Origin of the sequence: Methylobacterium sp. Leaf88 (assembly GCF_001422795.1) — a bacterium.
GTDB lineage: Bacteria > Pseudomonadota > Alphaproteobacteria > Rhizobiales > Beijerinckiaceae > Methylobacterium.
Genome location: NZ_LMMK01000022.1, coordinates 142740 through 158165, shown reverse-complemented (window position 1 = coordinate 158165; position 15426 = coordinate 142740). Strand labels below are relative to the sequence as shown.

Genomic DNA, 15426 nt, shown 5'->3' with positions numbered 1-15426 from the left:
GGCCTTAAATGGGATTTTATCATGACTGACAAGTCTTGAATATTTCTGCTGCTAACCCCATCCGCCAATGCTCTGGGTTCACGCTTCGGTAGGCCTGTGAATCCCGTGGGGCGGGCGTGGGCTTCAATGGTGCTTCAAAGCCTCACAATTGGCGTCCCACGGCTTACTGGATTGCCGACCCTGACAACTCAACCGCGGGGCCCATAACGGCCTCGCGGCGCCTCGGCGCGTTCTAAAGCGCTATGGCTTGACGGGTGCTGGCACGACGCCCCGCGTCCGGCCGCTAGACAGCTTGTAGGGCCGCTGCTGCACGGAGGTCGTCACGCGGGCTGCAGCAGTTGCTGATGTCGCCGACGGCGTCGGCAGGACCGACGAAGGTCGGCGGCCGGAGCGGCGCGGCTGCAGCTCTGACGGGGTTTGGTCGAGGACGCAGTGCACGACTCGGGTTAGATCGAGGTAACGGGCGGTGAACGAAGCAGCAAGTTCCGTTGCCCCGGCCGCGGCTAGCGCGGCGACCACCGCCTCTAATGTCAACGCGCTGAAGCCGACGCGGTCTACTTCCGCAGCCGTATCGATGGGGCGTAGCTCGTTGGCATAGAGCTTGCCGACTGCATGAACCCGTCGATTCAGGGCGGGACCGAGTAGGACGAAATGGGCGCGGGCGGCAAGGCCCTGTTGCACCATCAGCTGGGTCAGGACGTGCTCGCGCCGGAGTTGCTCGTAGCCGGGCTGGAGCAGCACAGCAGCATCGGGCTCGACGAAGAGGCCGCTGGCTCGGGTAGTCTCGGCGTAGCACGGTCGCGGCGGGGGCGTGGGTCCGTTCATCCCCTCGACGTACTTGACCTCGACGGCGACGAAGGCGGGCTCGCCATCAGGGGTGACAACATCGAGCAGGACGTCAAAGGCGGTGCCGTCACCGAAGTAGTCCGGCCCGCGCCGACCGGGGCTGTGCTCGAAGCGCAACGCGGTGACGGTGTGGACGAAGCCCGCGAGCAGGAGGCGCCAGACTGCCGTGGCGAGATCGAGGTCCCGGGCCATCGGGGCCAGCAGGTTGAGGGTCATGGCCTGGCTGGAGAGTAGGTTGCCCCAGAGCCGACCTTCCTCCCAGAGGCTGCCGGGCTCACGAAACAACAGGACCTCCCGGGCGTAGGAGCCGATCTCAGGGGTGAGGAAGGTCGCCCCGGCCCGGGCCGCGGCCGGTGCCAAGCGTGAGCCCAGGCGGACGGCCTTTGGGAGTAGGGCGGTGGACGAAGCCTCGCCGGCCCTGCGCCGCGGCCCCGGCGTGTGGATACCACAGGGTAAACCTTGGTCATGGCGCCATAGAGCGGCCAACAGGCGGCAGGCGGCAGTGAAGCGGTTATCGGACGGAACGAAGACGTGGTGCTGCCGCAAGATCGCTTCCGGCACGAAGGGTACGATGCGTAGGACGTGCACTCGGGTGATAGCGGTGTTGGGCGGTGACGAACTGCAGTCCGGGCTGGAGCGCAGCGATGCGGACGAAGAAGAAAGGACGCTAAAAGACGGCGAACTGATTGAAGTCGGCATGGACAGGAAGCTCCAGACACCCGCGAAAGTGCGGGCCAGCTTCATCTTCCCGGACGATCCGAGAAGTTCAGTTCACATAGAGGGTATGCACAGTCTACATCGCCTACACGGTCGACATACCCTGCATCGCATACAGAAGTTCGCTACATGCCGGCTAAACGGATCCTGATCTGCGCCACCGAGATCGCGATCTGACGCAGCGAGCTCACAATTTGCGAGGGCCGGCGCTTGTCTCGGGCATGATCGACCAGTGATGCGATCACCTTCAAGCTTCGAGCACAAAACGCAAAGGGTTACGTGAGGAGCCAGACGTTGCTGCGGGAAACGTCGCAGCATGCACGACAGCTGCAACAGAAAATGACGGATCGGCCCCTGTCTTAAGGGAATGCACGTTGTCTCGTCTAATCCAAAACCGTCCGACGCAAGCCAGTTCAATATGTGGGGCAAGATGTGGTTCGTAGTGGCATCCAACCCAAAAACGCATTAGTCACGGTGACTTACCAGAACACTTGGCGGAAGGGGTGTCCGCCAAATCACGGTCCAGGAACGTCCGTTGGTGTGCGAAACTCCTTGGAAAAGGTTCGATAAATCACTGATTTAGTGCTATTTTCTTAGTTCCAGTGTCTACCTCGATCCGGCGCGATCCGAGCTCTTGGGTGGGGAAGACGGTGGGGAACGGTGCTGGATTGCATGGCTAAGCCTATCAACAAACTCAGCGCTCGCGCGGTCCAGACCCTCACGGAGCCAGGACGGCACTCGGACGGGGGAGGGCTCTACCTCAATGTCACTCTGACAGGAGCGAAGTCTTGGCTTTTCATGTGGAAGGTGGCCGGCCGGCGCCGGGAGATGGGACTCGGCTCGGCGCGTGACGTCTCGCTTTCCAAGGCACGCGAACTTGCCGTTCGTGCGCGCCAGCAGGTCATTGAGGGCCGCGATCCGCTCGCAGAGCGCGAGCAGCGGACGTCCATTACATTCGGTGAAGCCGCCGATGCTCTCATCGAAAGCATGGCCTCGTCATGGCGGAACGCGAAGCATTGTGCGCAATGGAAGATGACGTTGAACGTCTACGCTCGCCCGCTTCGAGCCAAGTCCGTGTCGGAGATCACGACGGATGACGTACTGCGTGTCCTCACGCCGCTCTGGCGTACCAAGCCTGAAACCGCCTCCCGTCTGCGCGGGCGGATCGAACGCACACTTGATTTTGCAAAAGCGCGCGGGATGCTTCAAAGCGAGAACAAAGCTCGCTGGCGTGGGCACCTCGACAAGCTTCTGCCCAAGCCGGCGAAGCTCACGCGCGGGCACCATCGCGCGATGCCCTTCGAGGACGTGCCGGAGTTCATGGCTCGGCTTCGGACCATGGGCGGCGTTGCCCCACGGGCGCTTGAGCTCGCAGTGCTGACAGGGGGGCGTACCTCCGAGGTGCTCGGCGCGAGGTGGGCGGAGTTCGACCTCCCTGCCAGGATTTGGGTGGTGCCGGCTGCACGGATGAAGGGAGGGCGCCTGCATAGAGTGCCGCTGTCAGACAGCGCATGCGCAGTGCTTCAGACCATGACCGCTCTTCCGGTGAGCGAGTACGTGTTCCCGGGGCAGAAGCCGGGCAGGCCGCTATCGACCATGGCGTTGGAAGCGGTGCTCCGGCGCATGAAGATCGATGTAACCCCACACGGCTTCCGCAGCTCCCTTCGCGATTGGGCCGGTGAGACGACGGCGTTCCCTAGGGAGATCGCCGAAGCGGCTCTAGCGCATGTCGTCGGTGATGCGACGGAACGAGCATATCGGCGCGGCGACGCGTTGGAGCGACGGCGTCTTCTGATGCAGGCTTGGGCTGAGCATTGCGATGGCTGTCCTGAGACGACAAACATCGGGGCTAGAGCCGATGCGTCGGTTCCCCCTAGGGATCCGGTGCCTCGCCTGAGCTTGGGAGAGTGACCTTCTTTGGACATCTGCATGTGCGATTCCGCACGTGCCACGCGTGCTGGAAGCTTCCCGTCAGATCGATTTCAACCCGTCGGCGAGACCGCCAAGTTTTCGACAGATCGAAACCCGCTGTCCGCCATAGTTCTTCCGAGATCCTGCGGCAGTCTCTAGGTATTTATAGGCCTACAACTCGATTAGCATTCATGCAAACGCCTGATCACGGGTCATGTGCTTTAGTCTGACTTGATTCGACGCGCGGTCGACGTTGACAAGACTTCGAGCGGGCTCCAGATCCGTCTCATCGGACCCGCGACGGGCCGATCGGGATCGGTTTTCCCGCGAGAGAGGAGCGGAAGACAAGTAACGGGACCGCCAGACCGGCCAGGGTCTGACGGTCCCGAGGGGTAAACCCCGTGCTCTCGAAGGAGCGGGCCAACCCTACCAGCGGGCGCGCTGCGGTCAAACCGCATCGCCCGCCTTGTCTCCAAGACAGAAAGGGACGGTGGGCCATGACTGCACCGATTGAAATCGCTCGCCTGGATGGCACCGCGGCGGAGAAAACCTCCTTCCCCGCAACCGGCTTCGTCCGGCTCAAGGACATCCTGGCGCCGCGGGGACCTATCCCCGTGTGCCGTTCGACTTGGTGGAAGCACGTGGCCTCGGGTCGGTTTCCCCGCCCGGTCAGGCTTCTGCCCGGTGTGACGGTTTGGCGGGCCGAGGACGTGCGCGCGCTCATTGAGCGGGGTGTCGCGTGATGAGCACCAACATCTTGCCTCACCTCTCATCCTTACCCGTGGCTGTTCGTCAAGTGGTCGAGGCGGTCCGCTCTATCGAAGAAGCGGGTGAAACGGCTTCTCTCGCGCGCATTGCCGAGTACCTGATGCTTCCTGACACGGAAGCAGCTCGTGCACGTTGTGAGCGCGCCGAAGAGCTCGGGCGGATCGTCAACGTCGAACCCTCGCCTGACCGGCTTCCTGTCTACGCCCTGGCTGAGCAGCGCTCGGACCGTGCCAGGAGGATCAAGAGAGCGATCATCCGCTGGTTTCTGCGCGATGCAGCCCCTGGGTCTCATCAGGCCACCTCGCCTGCGCAGCGTTTGAGCCTGCCGCACAGCAACACCGATCGGGAGTAGTCGAAATGACGGAAGCCATCGATTTCAGTCGGTTCACGTCCGAGGCAGCCGACATCAAGGTGGACGATCCTGCAGCGGATGCGGCCTGCGAGCCATTTGCCGTCGACGCAGTCCCTCTCAGGGTCGAAGAACCCAACACGACCGCCGCCCCGACAGCATCGGCATCAGGTGTTCGTCGGTACGTGTCCGTCGGCGACTTCATCATGAATGAGGCTGGCCTCACGTTCGATGCAGGGAAGGGCAGGGTCCGGGTTTCGGGCCCGATCGAGATCCTCGGTCGAGCGAGAGACATCGCCGGTCGTGGATGGGGTCTACTCCTTCACTGGCGGGATGGAGACGGGCGTCGTCATGAATGGGTCATGCCTCAGGCTCTCGCGCATACCGACGGGAATCGCATCGTTCAGCACCTTGCCGACGGCGGTCTTGAGATCGGATCTGGCCCGCGCGTTCGGGCGATGCTCGTCGCCTACTTGGCAGCTGCCAACCCAGAGCGTCGCATTACGATCGTTGGCCGTACCGGCTGGCACGAACTTCCGCATGGGAGGGTGTTCGTGTTGCCAGATCGCACGATCCCTGCGGACGGGCTGGACGTCGTTCTGCAGGCGGGCGAAGCGGGCCATGCCGCATTCTCGCGGTCGGGCACTCTGGAGGGCTGGCAGTCCGGCGTGGCCCGTCCCGCCCAGGATCATGCCCGGCTTGCGTTCGTTGTGTCAGCTTCCCTCGCCGGACCACTGCTCACTCTCGCTGATGTCGAGGGCGGCGGTTTTAACCTGTTCGGCGCCTCGTCACGCGGGAAGTCGACGGCATTGCAAGTCGCTGCCAGCGCTTGGGGAAGAGGCGGCACGCCCGGCTTTGTTGCGTCCTGGCGCTCCACGGCGAACGGTCTGGAGGGAACGGCAGCTCTTCACGCGGACACTCTGCTGGTGTTGGACGAACTCGGGCAGGCCAGCTCACAGGCTGCAGGGGAGGCCGCTTACCTTCTCGCAAACGGCATCGGCAAAGCCCGTGCGAGCCGCACGGGCGAGGTTCGCACCCCGGCGCAATGGCGGGTGCTATTTCTATCATCGGGCGAGGACTCGCTGGCTGCCAAGCTGATGGAGGATGACACCGGCCGTCGGCCGAAGGGTGGGCAGGCGGTCCGCATAGTCGACTTGCCCGCCGATGCAGGTCACGGTTGCGGGATTTTTGATGTGCTGCCCTCGACCAGTGCGGAAGGGGAGGACGCTGGTCGGACGCTTGCTGACGCGCTGAAAACCGCTGCAGTACGGGATTTTGGTCACGCTGGCCCCGCCTTCATCGCAGCACTGATCGCGGCAGAGCTCGACAATGTTCGGGGCCAGATCCGCGATATCGGTGCAGCGTTTGTCCAGCGGGCTGTACCGGCGGGAGCCGATGGACAGGTCGCTCGGGTTGCGGCTCGGTTTGCGCTTGTTGCAGCAGGCGGCGAGCTCGCCACAAGACTCAAGATCGTTCCTTGGTCGGAGGGGAGGGCGATTGCAGCGACACACCGCCTCTTCGAGGACTGGTTGCGAACCCGTGGTGGAACAGGTGCTGCAGAGACCGGCAGTGGAATTTCCCAAGTTCGGCAATTTCTAGAGGCGCACGGCGAGAGCCGCTTCGAGCCAATTGATACAGACCTAGTGCGTCCCGTTCACAATCGCGTTGGCTTTGTCCGGGGACGAGGGGAGGACCGGCACTGGCTTGTGCTACCCGAAACTTGGCGGAGCGAAGTCGCGAGAGGTTACGATCCAGGTGCCTTGATCCGCGCGTTGGCTGAGCGTGGAATGGCATTACTCGGGGAACCGGATGGTCGTGGTAGCACGAAGCTGCAGCGCAAGGAGCGCAGTCCTCTGGGCAACAGGCGGTTTTACGTCGTGAAGAGTTCGATTTTCGATGATGAGCGCGATTAATCCCGCTGGACGTTTTCGTGAGGGGAACACGGGGAACAGGGATTGGAGGACAGCGTATGACCGCTTGCGATTTATCTGCAGGAGCGGATTTCTACGTCTGTTGGGAAGAAATGCCAGTTCGGTTGGAAAGTCGGTATTGGAGCTTGTACGTTCCCTTGTTCCCTTGTTCCCCTGTTCCCCGTTCCTGCTAGCGGCGTGCCCTATCGAGCAGCGCCTGATGCTTCAATCAAGCCAAAGACCACAGGCCTCTTACTCTTCCCGAAGTGCCCGGACGCACACCGCACGATGAGACTGCTCCTCGTGACCTGGAAACCTCCCGCCCGCGTCTCTCCACCTGGCCTCTATCACTCTGCGGCCGCTGTTTTGCCTTGGCCCGTCAGCTCCACGACATTCCGAGTAAAGCTCTCGCTTGCGAAAGGCACCTGCGCATAGACTAGGCCCTGCTCACCCTCGAGTTTCGCCAGCAGGTGCCCCTTGCCCAGGAGCCGTTCGGCGCCGCGCTCGCCAAGCGAGATCTCCGACGTGCCCTCGGAATCAACCCGCAGAATGAGCCGATTGCCCAGCTGGGAGCGCAGCTGGACCGGAACGACGTTCGCGTCCGGCCGCTGGGCCGCGAAGATGAGGTAGATGCCTGCCGCGCGAGCCTTCACCCCAAGACGGCCCACCGTCGAGGTCACAGCCGCCCGGTACTCATCAGTGAGCATCCACTCGGCGAACTCGTCGTGGATGATCCAGTAACTGGGCAGCCGCTCGGCTGAGGAGACCTTGGCGTTGTAGGCGGAGATGTTTGCTGCGCGCCGCTCCTTAAATAGCCGGTAGCGTCGATCCATCTCGACCACCATCGCTTCGAGCCTGATCTGTGCAGTCTCCTGGTCATCAATGATCCCGCCGTCTAGGTGCGGCAGGCCGTCGAACTCGAAATAGTCGACACCCTGCTTGGGGTCGATGAGCAGGATTCTCGCCTGCTGGGGCGTGTTAGTTACTGCAAGCCCGAGCAGGATGTTCTGCATTAACACTGACTTGCCAGAACCTGTGCTGCCGGCAATCAGCGTGTGCGGCGCGTGCCGGCCTCCAGGCGAGAAGGTCAGGAGCGAGTTGTCCTCCTCCCGCACGCCGATGACCAGGTCCACGTTGCCGGAATCCGATAGCTTGGGCTGCCAACGCCGCCATATGTCCTCGATAGTGACCGTCTGGCGCGCGGGTCGCTCGACATAGAGGGCCACGGCACCGGGCTCGGCTCGAACGGACAGGACGTTGAGCCGGTGTGTGGTCAGCAGCTCCGAGCGGCGCTTCAGCACCTGCTCGACAGTCATGTTTGAAGTGCCAGCGAACCGCAGGATTGCGGCGTTCGGCGTTAGAGTGCTGCCGTAAAGCTTCGCCTGGAGCCCCAGCTGCTGGAGAGCCGATCGAGTCGATGCTCCCACCTGCTCAAGCCACCGTCCGTCCTGGTCGGCCTGCTGTGGAGGAGCGTGCTCTAGGAGCTGCGCTAGGGCGGTGGGCACCCCCGCCGCCTGCAAGGGGTGAAGGGAGACGATCTCTGCGGCATGGCCGTCGGCCGCAGCGGGCCCGCCACTCGGAAGTGCGGTCGCAGGCTCAGCCTCCAGTGGCACGGTCGATGTAGACCCAGCGGCTGGCAAATCCTCAGCTGTCCTAGTGCTGCCCGCCGTCGCAGCAGCCGTCGTCGGGACGTTAAGACGCCAGAGCGGTCCCGTGCCATCGATTGCTGCCACGATGTCGGCTGGATCCGCGTCCTTGAGGAACGCATGCAGCAGCGCCTTCAGCTCCGTCCTGCCGATCACGTCCTGGCGGCAGCCAATCACGTCCTTCACCGCTACCGACCCGGAGAGTGTGCCACTCTCCAGCGGATTTGGCACGAAGACGTGGCTCAAGCCCGCGACCCGGATCTCGCTTCTTCCCTCCCGTACGCGGCGTCTCCATTCGGCGATCGGGAGCCGGCGGCTCGATGGCACGCGGATGCCGTCCAGCAGCAGGTCACCCAAACGAGAGAGCCAAGACTCTTGGTCGAGCCGCCCCCCTGTCTCCAGGGCGTTGGTGATGCGCCGCACGGTATCGCGAAGCTGCTTCTCAGACTCGCGCCGCTTGACCGACAGCGCGGCGGCGTCGACGTACTTGGCCTCCGTCACGAGGATTTCGAGGCGGAGTCCTCCGTCCTCCAACTCAACCGGGGCGAGCGCAAGGACATCCGCCTGCGTCTCCTCCTTGGCGCCCAGCCAAGAGGAGTAGTCGTCCAGGAAGTGCCAGCTGACCAGCCGGTCGCGGCCAAGCGCGGCATGCGCAAGAAAGCGGCTGAGTACGACCCCAATCAGCTCGCCGGCGCTCTCGCCGCGCTTCGCAGCGCGCAAAACGATGTCGCCGGAGATGTCGTTGGCGCGCTCGATTAGCTTGTCGGCGAGCCCTCCCATCCTTTCAGCGTCAAGACCGAGCTGCAGGAAGTCGAGTCGGCGCAGCACCATTGTTCTGAGCATGTTGAGGGGCGCGCGGCTCGAGATCACGAGCTGCCGGCCCTGGGTCGCCGACTGCTTGTGACGTATCACACGGACATTCTGGTTCTGCAGCTGGCGTCGGTCCAGCAGCTCGTCGTGGTTGACCACCCACGCGCCCAGATCGTGTGTCTCAGAAAGGATGGCTGCGGTGCGCTCGTCCCGGAAGTCGAGCTCGCGCACCGGGACGAGCCGCTGGCCCGGGCCCGCTGGCAGCGGCTTGAAGAAGGAGGTGACCGCCCGAAGGTGGGCCCAGCCCTGTGCGCTCTGGACGGGGCAGCAGAGATGGGCAGCCGACTTGAGGTCATCCGTGGAGGTAGGCCGGCGGCGTGACCAGCGGGCCGGCAGCAGAGTCGCAAGGTCGGCCGGCTCGCTCGCGTCCAGATGCCATTCGATCCGGGCGTGGCGCGAGATCACGTCCTGGCTGAAGACGATGTCGTAGGGACGGCCGTCGCGCGGATCGGGCGGTGAGCGCCGATCCCCCATGACGCCGATCCGCAGCCGCGCCATGAACTCCTGTGTGGCCTCTGAGCCGGAGTAGGCGTCCTCCTCCTGGCTTTCCTCCGATAAAATCGAGCGGTAGATGTCGCGTAGCCGCTGGGGATCGGTGTGCCGCAACAGGACCTGGCACCGCGTCTCGGTCTCGTCCTCCTGCATGGAGGCGACTCCGTATATCACCTCCCGTGGCAGCCGGGCCGAGTCGCAGTTGAACAGGACGACCGAAAGGTTCGCACGCTCGTGCGGATTGAGCTTCAGGTAGCGACCGACCAGATCCAGGACGCAGTTGGCGCCCGACCTAGGGTCGTCGCCCAGCTCGCCGGCGCCCGGCTCGGTGGTGGGCGGCTCGTGGAGCGAATAGTCGCCCACCGTGTCCACGAGGGCCAGTAGCTCGGCCTGCCGGCCGGTCCAGGCCGGCACGACCTCGGGATACATGGCATGGGACAGGTCGGCCTCTAGATCCCGGAAGAACAGCTTAGTGTCGCCGCCCGCCGCGTCCGCCGAGGCGAGCGTCCGGCCTATCACGTCCGATACGAGGCGCGCCTTGCGCCACATGGCGGCGAGGCGGAGCGGGTGCCACGGGGCAACGATCACGGCTGGAGAGCCGGCGCGCACCGACGCTTGACCGACCTGAAGCAGCGGTCGCAGCAGGAGGTCTCGGTTTCGGTCGCCTAGGGCGCGCTCGACGACTAAGTTCAGCAGCTGGCCGTAAGCCTCCGCCTGCAGCGGTATTGCGTTGTTCCAGGCGCCCTTGGTTCGGAACTCGCCGATCGCGGTGCCGTAAGCTGTCGCAAACGCGTCGAAGGCGGCAATCAGCTCATGGGCCACGTCGCTCGCGACCAGCGACTGGTCGAGTGCCTCCTGCAGGTTGCTGCGCCAGACGAGGCCAAAGTCCAGGGCCTTTGAGTAGGTTGGCAGCAGCGAGCCGCGGTCCCTATCGTAGGCTGGCACCATGGTCCGGATGTCCGACAGATCGATCGCGCCCGGCCGGCGGCCATTGGCCCCTGGCTCGCGTGCGGCATGCCCCAGGAGCAGCGGGTGGCGCTCGAGCCGGCTCCAGTCGTCCGCGAGCTGGGACGGAATCGCGCCGAGCCTGTGATGCCACACCAGCTGAGCCGACTCGGTCCGGGTGGTGCCCTCGCAGGTGTCGGTCTCAAGCTCGATGGTGAACTTCAGCTGTAGCGCCGCCTTGGAGGGACCCCGGTAAATCCGGTCCTTCCGCCGCTTCCATTCAGCGACCAGCTGGTCGAAGGTCGGCAGCGGTCCGAGGTCCAGCTGTACCTCGGCGCCCAGGCCTGCGGCGAGCCCCGCGTTGCGGAGCGCGAAGAACAAGCCCGCGTCCGCGTTCAGGTCCCGCATGTCCCGCTTCGTCGCGCGGTCGCAGCGGATTCGGAGTCGGCGGGCGACGCCGGGAACCGACCGCGACATCAGCGTCTCCATGGAGAGCGCGAGGCCGGTCAGAAAGTCGGTCGTCTCCCGCGGCTTGCCGAAGACAAACTTGTCCCAGGCCGACTTGAGCTTCCGGTCTTCCCGGATCTCGTCGCGGTGGCTCTCGTAGAAGGAGACGTCCTCCTCGCGCGCAGTGCCTGGCAGCTTCTTTGCGAGAAGGCGGAGATACTCCTCCTCGTCCTCGCTCAGCCGGTCGGGTGGTCCCTCGGAGAAGAAACGGAGCGTGTCCGCGCCGAGATTGAACTTCTCCTTGACCAGCCCTTCAAAAAGCGGCCGCACCTCGTCCCACTCGCACCGCGCTAGGGCGGCGGCCGCCTCGTTCCAGCCTGCCGGCGCCGCGACGAAGGCCTGGATGGTTGGGTAGTTGTGCTCCGGAATCGTAGCCCGGACCTTCTCGAACGCGGCCTCTAGGTCCTCCTGGTTGAGGATGAGCTGGTTCTGCGTCTCCTTGAGAAGGAAGGGCCTGCGCTTCCGGCGCAGTCCCTGGAACTCCCGGCGCCAGGCTGAAGGGAAGCGGCGGGACCTGTCCTTCACGCCGGCAAAGGCGGTCGGGTCACGGGGCATCTGCAGGGCGGGTAACCCTGCTCCGAGGGCGTTGACGATCGGGTGCCCGTCCACGTGGTAGGCGTCTCTGACCGCCAGGACATAGTCGGCCAGCCGTTCAAGTGAGGCGAAGCCGACCTCAATTAGGCCGGACAGAGCGCGTTCCCACCAGAGGCGGGAATCCTCTTCGAGCGCGATCCCGTCCGACACTGCAGCGACCCAGGGCTGCGTCTGCTCCATCAGCTGGGCCGCACCGACCGGCGTCACCTCGTGCAGAGACATCTCCTGGGCGTCCCCGCCGACATTTGCGACGAGGTACGCGCTACGGTCGCATGAGGCGCTGCGATAGTAGGTGGCGTTGCGGTCCGTGAGGGCGTGTTCCGGCAGGTTCTCGTTCTGGAACGCCGCGCGAGGCAGCTTGACGTCGATGAGTGGGCCCAGGTGTGGATCCTGCACGACCGCTCGGGCGACCGCGGCCGCCTGCGGAACCGAAAGGCCGTCCAGGAGGAACCGCGCGGTGCCTGACTGAACATCCTCCCCTAGGTTGTCGCGGAGGAAGAGCGCGCCCACCGCGCCGATCAGCTCGAGTCTGTTCACTGCATCGTCCTCGCGCCCGGGTTCTCGACGTAGGCGCAGGCGTCCGACAGCCGTCGCAGCTTTCCGAGCGCGCGCAGACGCCGCTCCAGCCGCTCGGCGTTCACCTGGAACGACTTGCGGTCGAACTCCTCGGAGCGCAGCACCCTGGCGGCTTCGCGGTCGCTGATCACGAGCCCATAACGCTCGAAGAGCAGCTCTAGGAACTCGTTGTAGTCCATGCGCACGCCGACGTTCGCCAGTATGAGCGTGCGGAGGAGCGCGTCGGAGGGGGCGTAGCGCAGCTGGTTGGTGCCGCGCTTCGACACGAGGCCGGCTCCACCGCCATAGGACCGGTGCACGAGCGCTACATGGGCGCGATGCCGCTTCTGGGCCGCCCGCCGCAGCGAGGCGAGGAGCTCCTCGGCCAGCTCAGGACCGGGGTAGTCGTCGTCACCTGGCCAGCGCACCTTCTCGATCAACACCCGCCGCGCATTTTGGAATGGCGCGTCGCTCGACAGCGCGGTTCGCCACTCGTCCGTCTGGGCCAGGTTCGCGAGGTACGCGTTGACCGCTTTGGCGGATAGCGCGTCGTTTTGCTGAAAGCTGCCGATGGAAAGCTCGCGGACCGGCGTCCGCCTGGGCGCCAGGATCTCGCAAACGAAGGCAGGCGGCGGCTCGTCGGCGGTCTCCGCTGCCACCACCAGCTTGTACCGAAGCAGGTGCAGGGCGGCCAGCCTGGCCAGGTGCGGGTAGACGTCGCTTCGCGGGAGCTGGAGCGAGAAGATAGCCAGCCAGTCGCGGGCTAGATCGTCAAAGCAGTCGTGCGACGCGTAGGGCAGGAAGCTGTTCTTGCGGGTTTGTCGGTCCTCCTCGTAGTCTGGCTCGAGCGCCGCCACGAGACGGTCGATTGGGTCGCCTGATAGGTTGGCCCGCAGGTGCCCCGCGAGCTCCTCGGCGTGACTCGAGCGGCAGAGCATCTGGTAGAGCAGCTCGCCAGGAAGGCCGAAGTTGATGTACTCGCGGGAGGTGCTGCCGTCCTTAACGTTCAGGTCCTCGTAGATCGAGTTTGCTCCGAAGGGGAACACGAAGCGCGAGCTCCAGCGCCGATTCGTACCTGCTTCGATCGTGGAGGATCGAACGAGGTCAACCAGGGCAGCGAAATCGCTGAAGGACGAAAAGCGTCTGCGCAGGTACGAGAACTCGCGGTGCGGGACGCCCTGCGCCTTCTCGTTCATGAAGCCCACCCACTGGTCCCATGATGCGGCGTCACTCAGCTTCTGGGCGGCTATGCGGAAGAGCGCCTCGTTGTTGTACAGAATGTTCCGGAGATACATCCGCTGCGCGGGCCGGAAGCGCATGGGATAGCTCCTTCCGCCCGGCCCCATGAGGTCGGCTTCGCGCTGTTTGGCCTCCGCGACGCTCAGGCACTCGAGCAGGATCAGCCAGGGCGAGGTCGAGTCCCAGAGCCGATGACCCCAGATCTGTTCGTCCACCCACATGTCGTTGTTCGGATGGTCATTCACTGGCGGCGGCGGGAGCGTCTCACGCATGCAGGACCTCCACAGTCTCGTCAGACGGCTCTCCGTCCGTTGTGACGCGGAGCAGACGGAAGGTGAGGTGCCCGTCCGGTTCGGGTGGTCGGAGGCGGGCGGCCGCGGCTAGGACCACGCTCTTGAAGCCCAGGATGTCTTCGTGGCACTCGCGAGAGAAGCTGCCCGGGAGCGCTCCGTCCGCGACCCGCATCAGGAACTCGTAGCGCACCAGGTTCAGTCTGAGAGGGAGCACCGTGTCCGCGTCGAGCTGGACGCGGAGAACTGGGAGCCTGTCGCCTCGGTCGAGCTCGATGCGCTCGTCGCGCCGCGAGACCGCAATCCGGTCCTCCAGCAGCTCGGCGGGCCCACGTCCGGAGCCTGACAGGCTGGTAGCGAGCAACAGCTCGCGGTCGGTGTCGACGAGGAGGCCCGTGAAGACCCGGTTCAACCCTCGGACGAGCCGCGCGATAATAGCGCGCGATACTTTCTTCCTCGCCCTAAGCGGACGCACGACGTCGTCTAGGAACTCGCCGGCATGCGAGAACACCGTCAGGTTCCAAAGCCGCAACTCCGCCGCGCGCTCTCGCGGGATGCGGAAAAACATCGCGCGACGCTGGTCGGCTAGGGTCTGTATAAAGGGGTGGGTGCCGTCGCCCTCGGCATCGGGGCGTTCCAGGTATGCGCTGCGCTGAGCCTGGAGCTCGTCCAGCTCCGACGGGGTGGCGTGCGCCGCGACCGTGGCCTCCCAGTCGGGCGTGAGCAGTCCGTCGTACAGCCCGTAGAGCAGGATGTTGTCGATCCGGTTGGTCGTCTCCGCACCGATGCCGAACCGGTTCAGGGCCTCAATGATCTCCAGGCCCTCGCGTCTGGCCTCGGTCAGATTGCGGCCCAGCAAGTTGCGCTCGATGCTCCCACGGTGCGCCGTCCGCTTGGCGACGAGGCCGCGGACGTCTCCAGCGGACATCAGCCGGTCACGCGCATCCGGATGGCCCAGGAGCGCGTTGGCCAGCAGCAGGAGGACACGGCGGATGGGGGTATGAAGCTCGGACAGGTCCATGAGCTCGAACAGCTCGCCGACCCTGTCCTGGAACCGGTTGTCAGAGAGCCTTTCGTAGTTCCGCCTGATGGGGCAGCTCTCCCCAAAGAATCCATCCTGCTGCGCGTCGGCGTAGGCTGCCTGCCAACCCTCGTGGGCGATCAGAGCGGCGGACGCGAGCCGGAAGATGGTGGTGCAGGGGATCGTGGAGAGGTTGAGGAAGGTCAGGCTCTCCCTGCCCGGCCGCCCCGTCACCAGCCTCGTCTCAAAGATGTCGCGCACGGCGGCGCTTTCCGGATCCCCCGTCATACGCCGCCACGCCTCGAGGAGCTGGCCGTCGTTCGCGGCCACAACGAACACGTGGTCGGGATCTATCTCGAGGATGGATCGGCTGATCGCTTTTAGCAGCTCGGATTTCGTCCCGTGCGAGCCGAACGAACCCTGTTCGGGGAGTGCCGTCAGGTCGCGAACGACGCCGACGGTCCGTTCGCGTCCGGCGATCACCGCGCTGGTCTCGTGGTAGATGTCGTCGCCTGCCCATTGAGCGGAGGCGCCGCCCAACTCGGACCAGAGCAGGCCGCACAGGCGGCTCTTCCCGTCGCCAGCGGTTCCGGTGAGGACGATACTTGTCGCCCGGGGCGCTTCCTCGGCGACTGCGGCCAGCAGTTCCTGCTCGAGCGGGTGCTCAAAGTGGAGAGGGGTGACGCCGAGCCTAAGCGCCGAGCGCATGATGTGCTCGTCGTACATGTTGTCGTTGCGCGGGATCGGCCCGTACTGCCGCAGGAAG

Annotated in this window: 8 protein-coding genes; 4 read left to right on the top strand and 4 right to left on the bottom strand. The window is 64.8% G+C overall.

From position 1 onward, the window contains the following. Positions 1-240: 240 nt before the first annotated feature. On the bottom strand, positions 241-1590 hold the full coding sequence (locus ASF20_RS14115) for a hypothetical protein (protein WP_156648071.1): 1350 nt from the start codon (positions 1588-1590) through the stop codon (positions 241-243). Positions 1591-2235: 645 nt separating this feature from the next. Between ASF20_RS14115 and ASF20_RS14110 the strand changes: the two genes are divergently transcribed. The 4 genes from ASF20_RS14110 (at position 2236) to ASF20_RS23390 (ending at position 6504) form a co-directional block, all read left to right on the top strand. Further along, the gene (locus ASF20_RS14110; RefSeq protein ID WP_082501346.1) at positions 2236-3474 is read left to right on the top strand and encodes a site-specific integrase; all 1239 of its coding nucleotides are present in this window, start codon (positions 2236-2238) and stop codon (positions 3472-3474) included. 497 nt (positions 3475-3971) lie between these two features. Continuing rightward, positions 3972-4217 (top strand): AlpA family phage regulatory protein, encoded by a 246-nt coding sequence (locus ASF20_RS24735; protein WP_082501345.1) that lies wholly within the window; start codon positions 3972-3974, stop codon positions 4215-4217. Next, a complete protein-coding gene (locus tag ASF20_RS24095) occupies positions 4217-4594 on the top strand; it encodes a hypothetical protein (protein WP_156648070.1) in 378 nt (125 codons plus the stop codon). Before ASF20_RS24735 ends, ASF20_RS24095 begins: the two co-directional genes overlap by 1 nt. Before the next feature lie 5 nt (positions 4595-4599). Further along, complete coding sequence (locus ASF20_RS23390) at positions 4600-6504, top strand: DUF927 domain-containing protein (protein WP_082501344.1); 1905 nt, start codon at positions 4600-4602, stop codon at positions 6502-6504. Between the two features lie 344 nt (positions 6505-6848). Here the strand turns inward: ASF20_RS23390 and ASF20_RS14100 are convergent, their stop codons facing one another. From ASF20_RS14100 to ASF20_RS14090, 3 genes are read right to left on the bottom strand one after another with little or no spacing between them, the layout of a single operon-like run. After that, on the bottom strand, positions 6849-12092 hold the full coding sequence (locus tag ASF20_RS14100; protein ID WP_056275022.1) for an FtsK/SpoIIIE domain-containing protein: 5244 nt from the start codon (positions 12090-12092) through the stop codon (positions 6849-6851). Then, complete coding sequence (locus ASF20_RS14095) at positions 12089-13621, bottom strand: hypothetical protein (RefSeq protein ID WP_082501343.1); 1533 nt, start codon at positions 13619-13621, stop codon at positions 12089-12091. The genes ASF20_RS14100 and ASF20_RS14095 overlap by 4 nt, the downstream gene beginning before the upstream one ends. Then, complete coding sequence (locus ASF20_RS14090) at positions 13614-15386, bottom strand: hypothetical protein (RefSeq protein ID WP_200927231.1); 1773 nt, start codon at positions 15384-15386, stop codon at positions 13614-13616. Before ASF20_RS14090 ends, ASF20_RS14095 begins: the two co-directional genes overlap by 8 nt. Positions 15387-15426: the final 40 nt, after the last annotated feature.

What these genes read in the sequence shown, in the direction of transcription:
- ASF20_RS14115 (WP_156648071.1), bottom strand. Translation starts at nt 1,590, where the DNA reads ATGAAGCTGGCCCGCACTTTCGCGGGTGTCTGGAGCTTCCTGTCCATG.
- ASF20_RS14110 (WP_082501346.1), top strand. Translation starts at nt 2,236, where the DNA reads ATGGCTAAGCCTATCAACAAACTCAGCGCTCGCGCGGTCCAGACCCTC.
- ASF20_RS24735 (WP_082501345.1), top strand. Translation starts at nt 3,972, where the DNA reads ATGACTGCACCGATTGAAATCGCTCGCCTGGATGGCACCGCGGCGGAG.
- ASF20_RS24095 (WP_156648070.1), top strand. Translation starts at nt 4,217, where the DNA reads ATGAGCACCAACATCTTGCCTCACCTCTCATCCTTACCCGTGGCTGTT.
- ASF20_RS23390 (WP_082501344.1), top strand. Translation starts at nt 4,600, where the DNA reads ATGACGGAAGCCATCGATTTCAGTCGGTTCACGTCCGAGGCAGCCGAC.
- ASF20_RS14095 (WP_082501343.1), bottom strand. Translation starts at nt 13,621, where the DNA reads ATGCGTGAGACGCTCCCGCCGCCGCCAGTGAATGACCATCCGAACAAC.
- ASF20_RS14090 (WP_200927231.1), bottom strand. Translation starts at nt 15,386, where the DNA reads ATGTACGACGAGCACATCATGCGCTCGGCGCTTAGGCTCGGCGTCACC.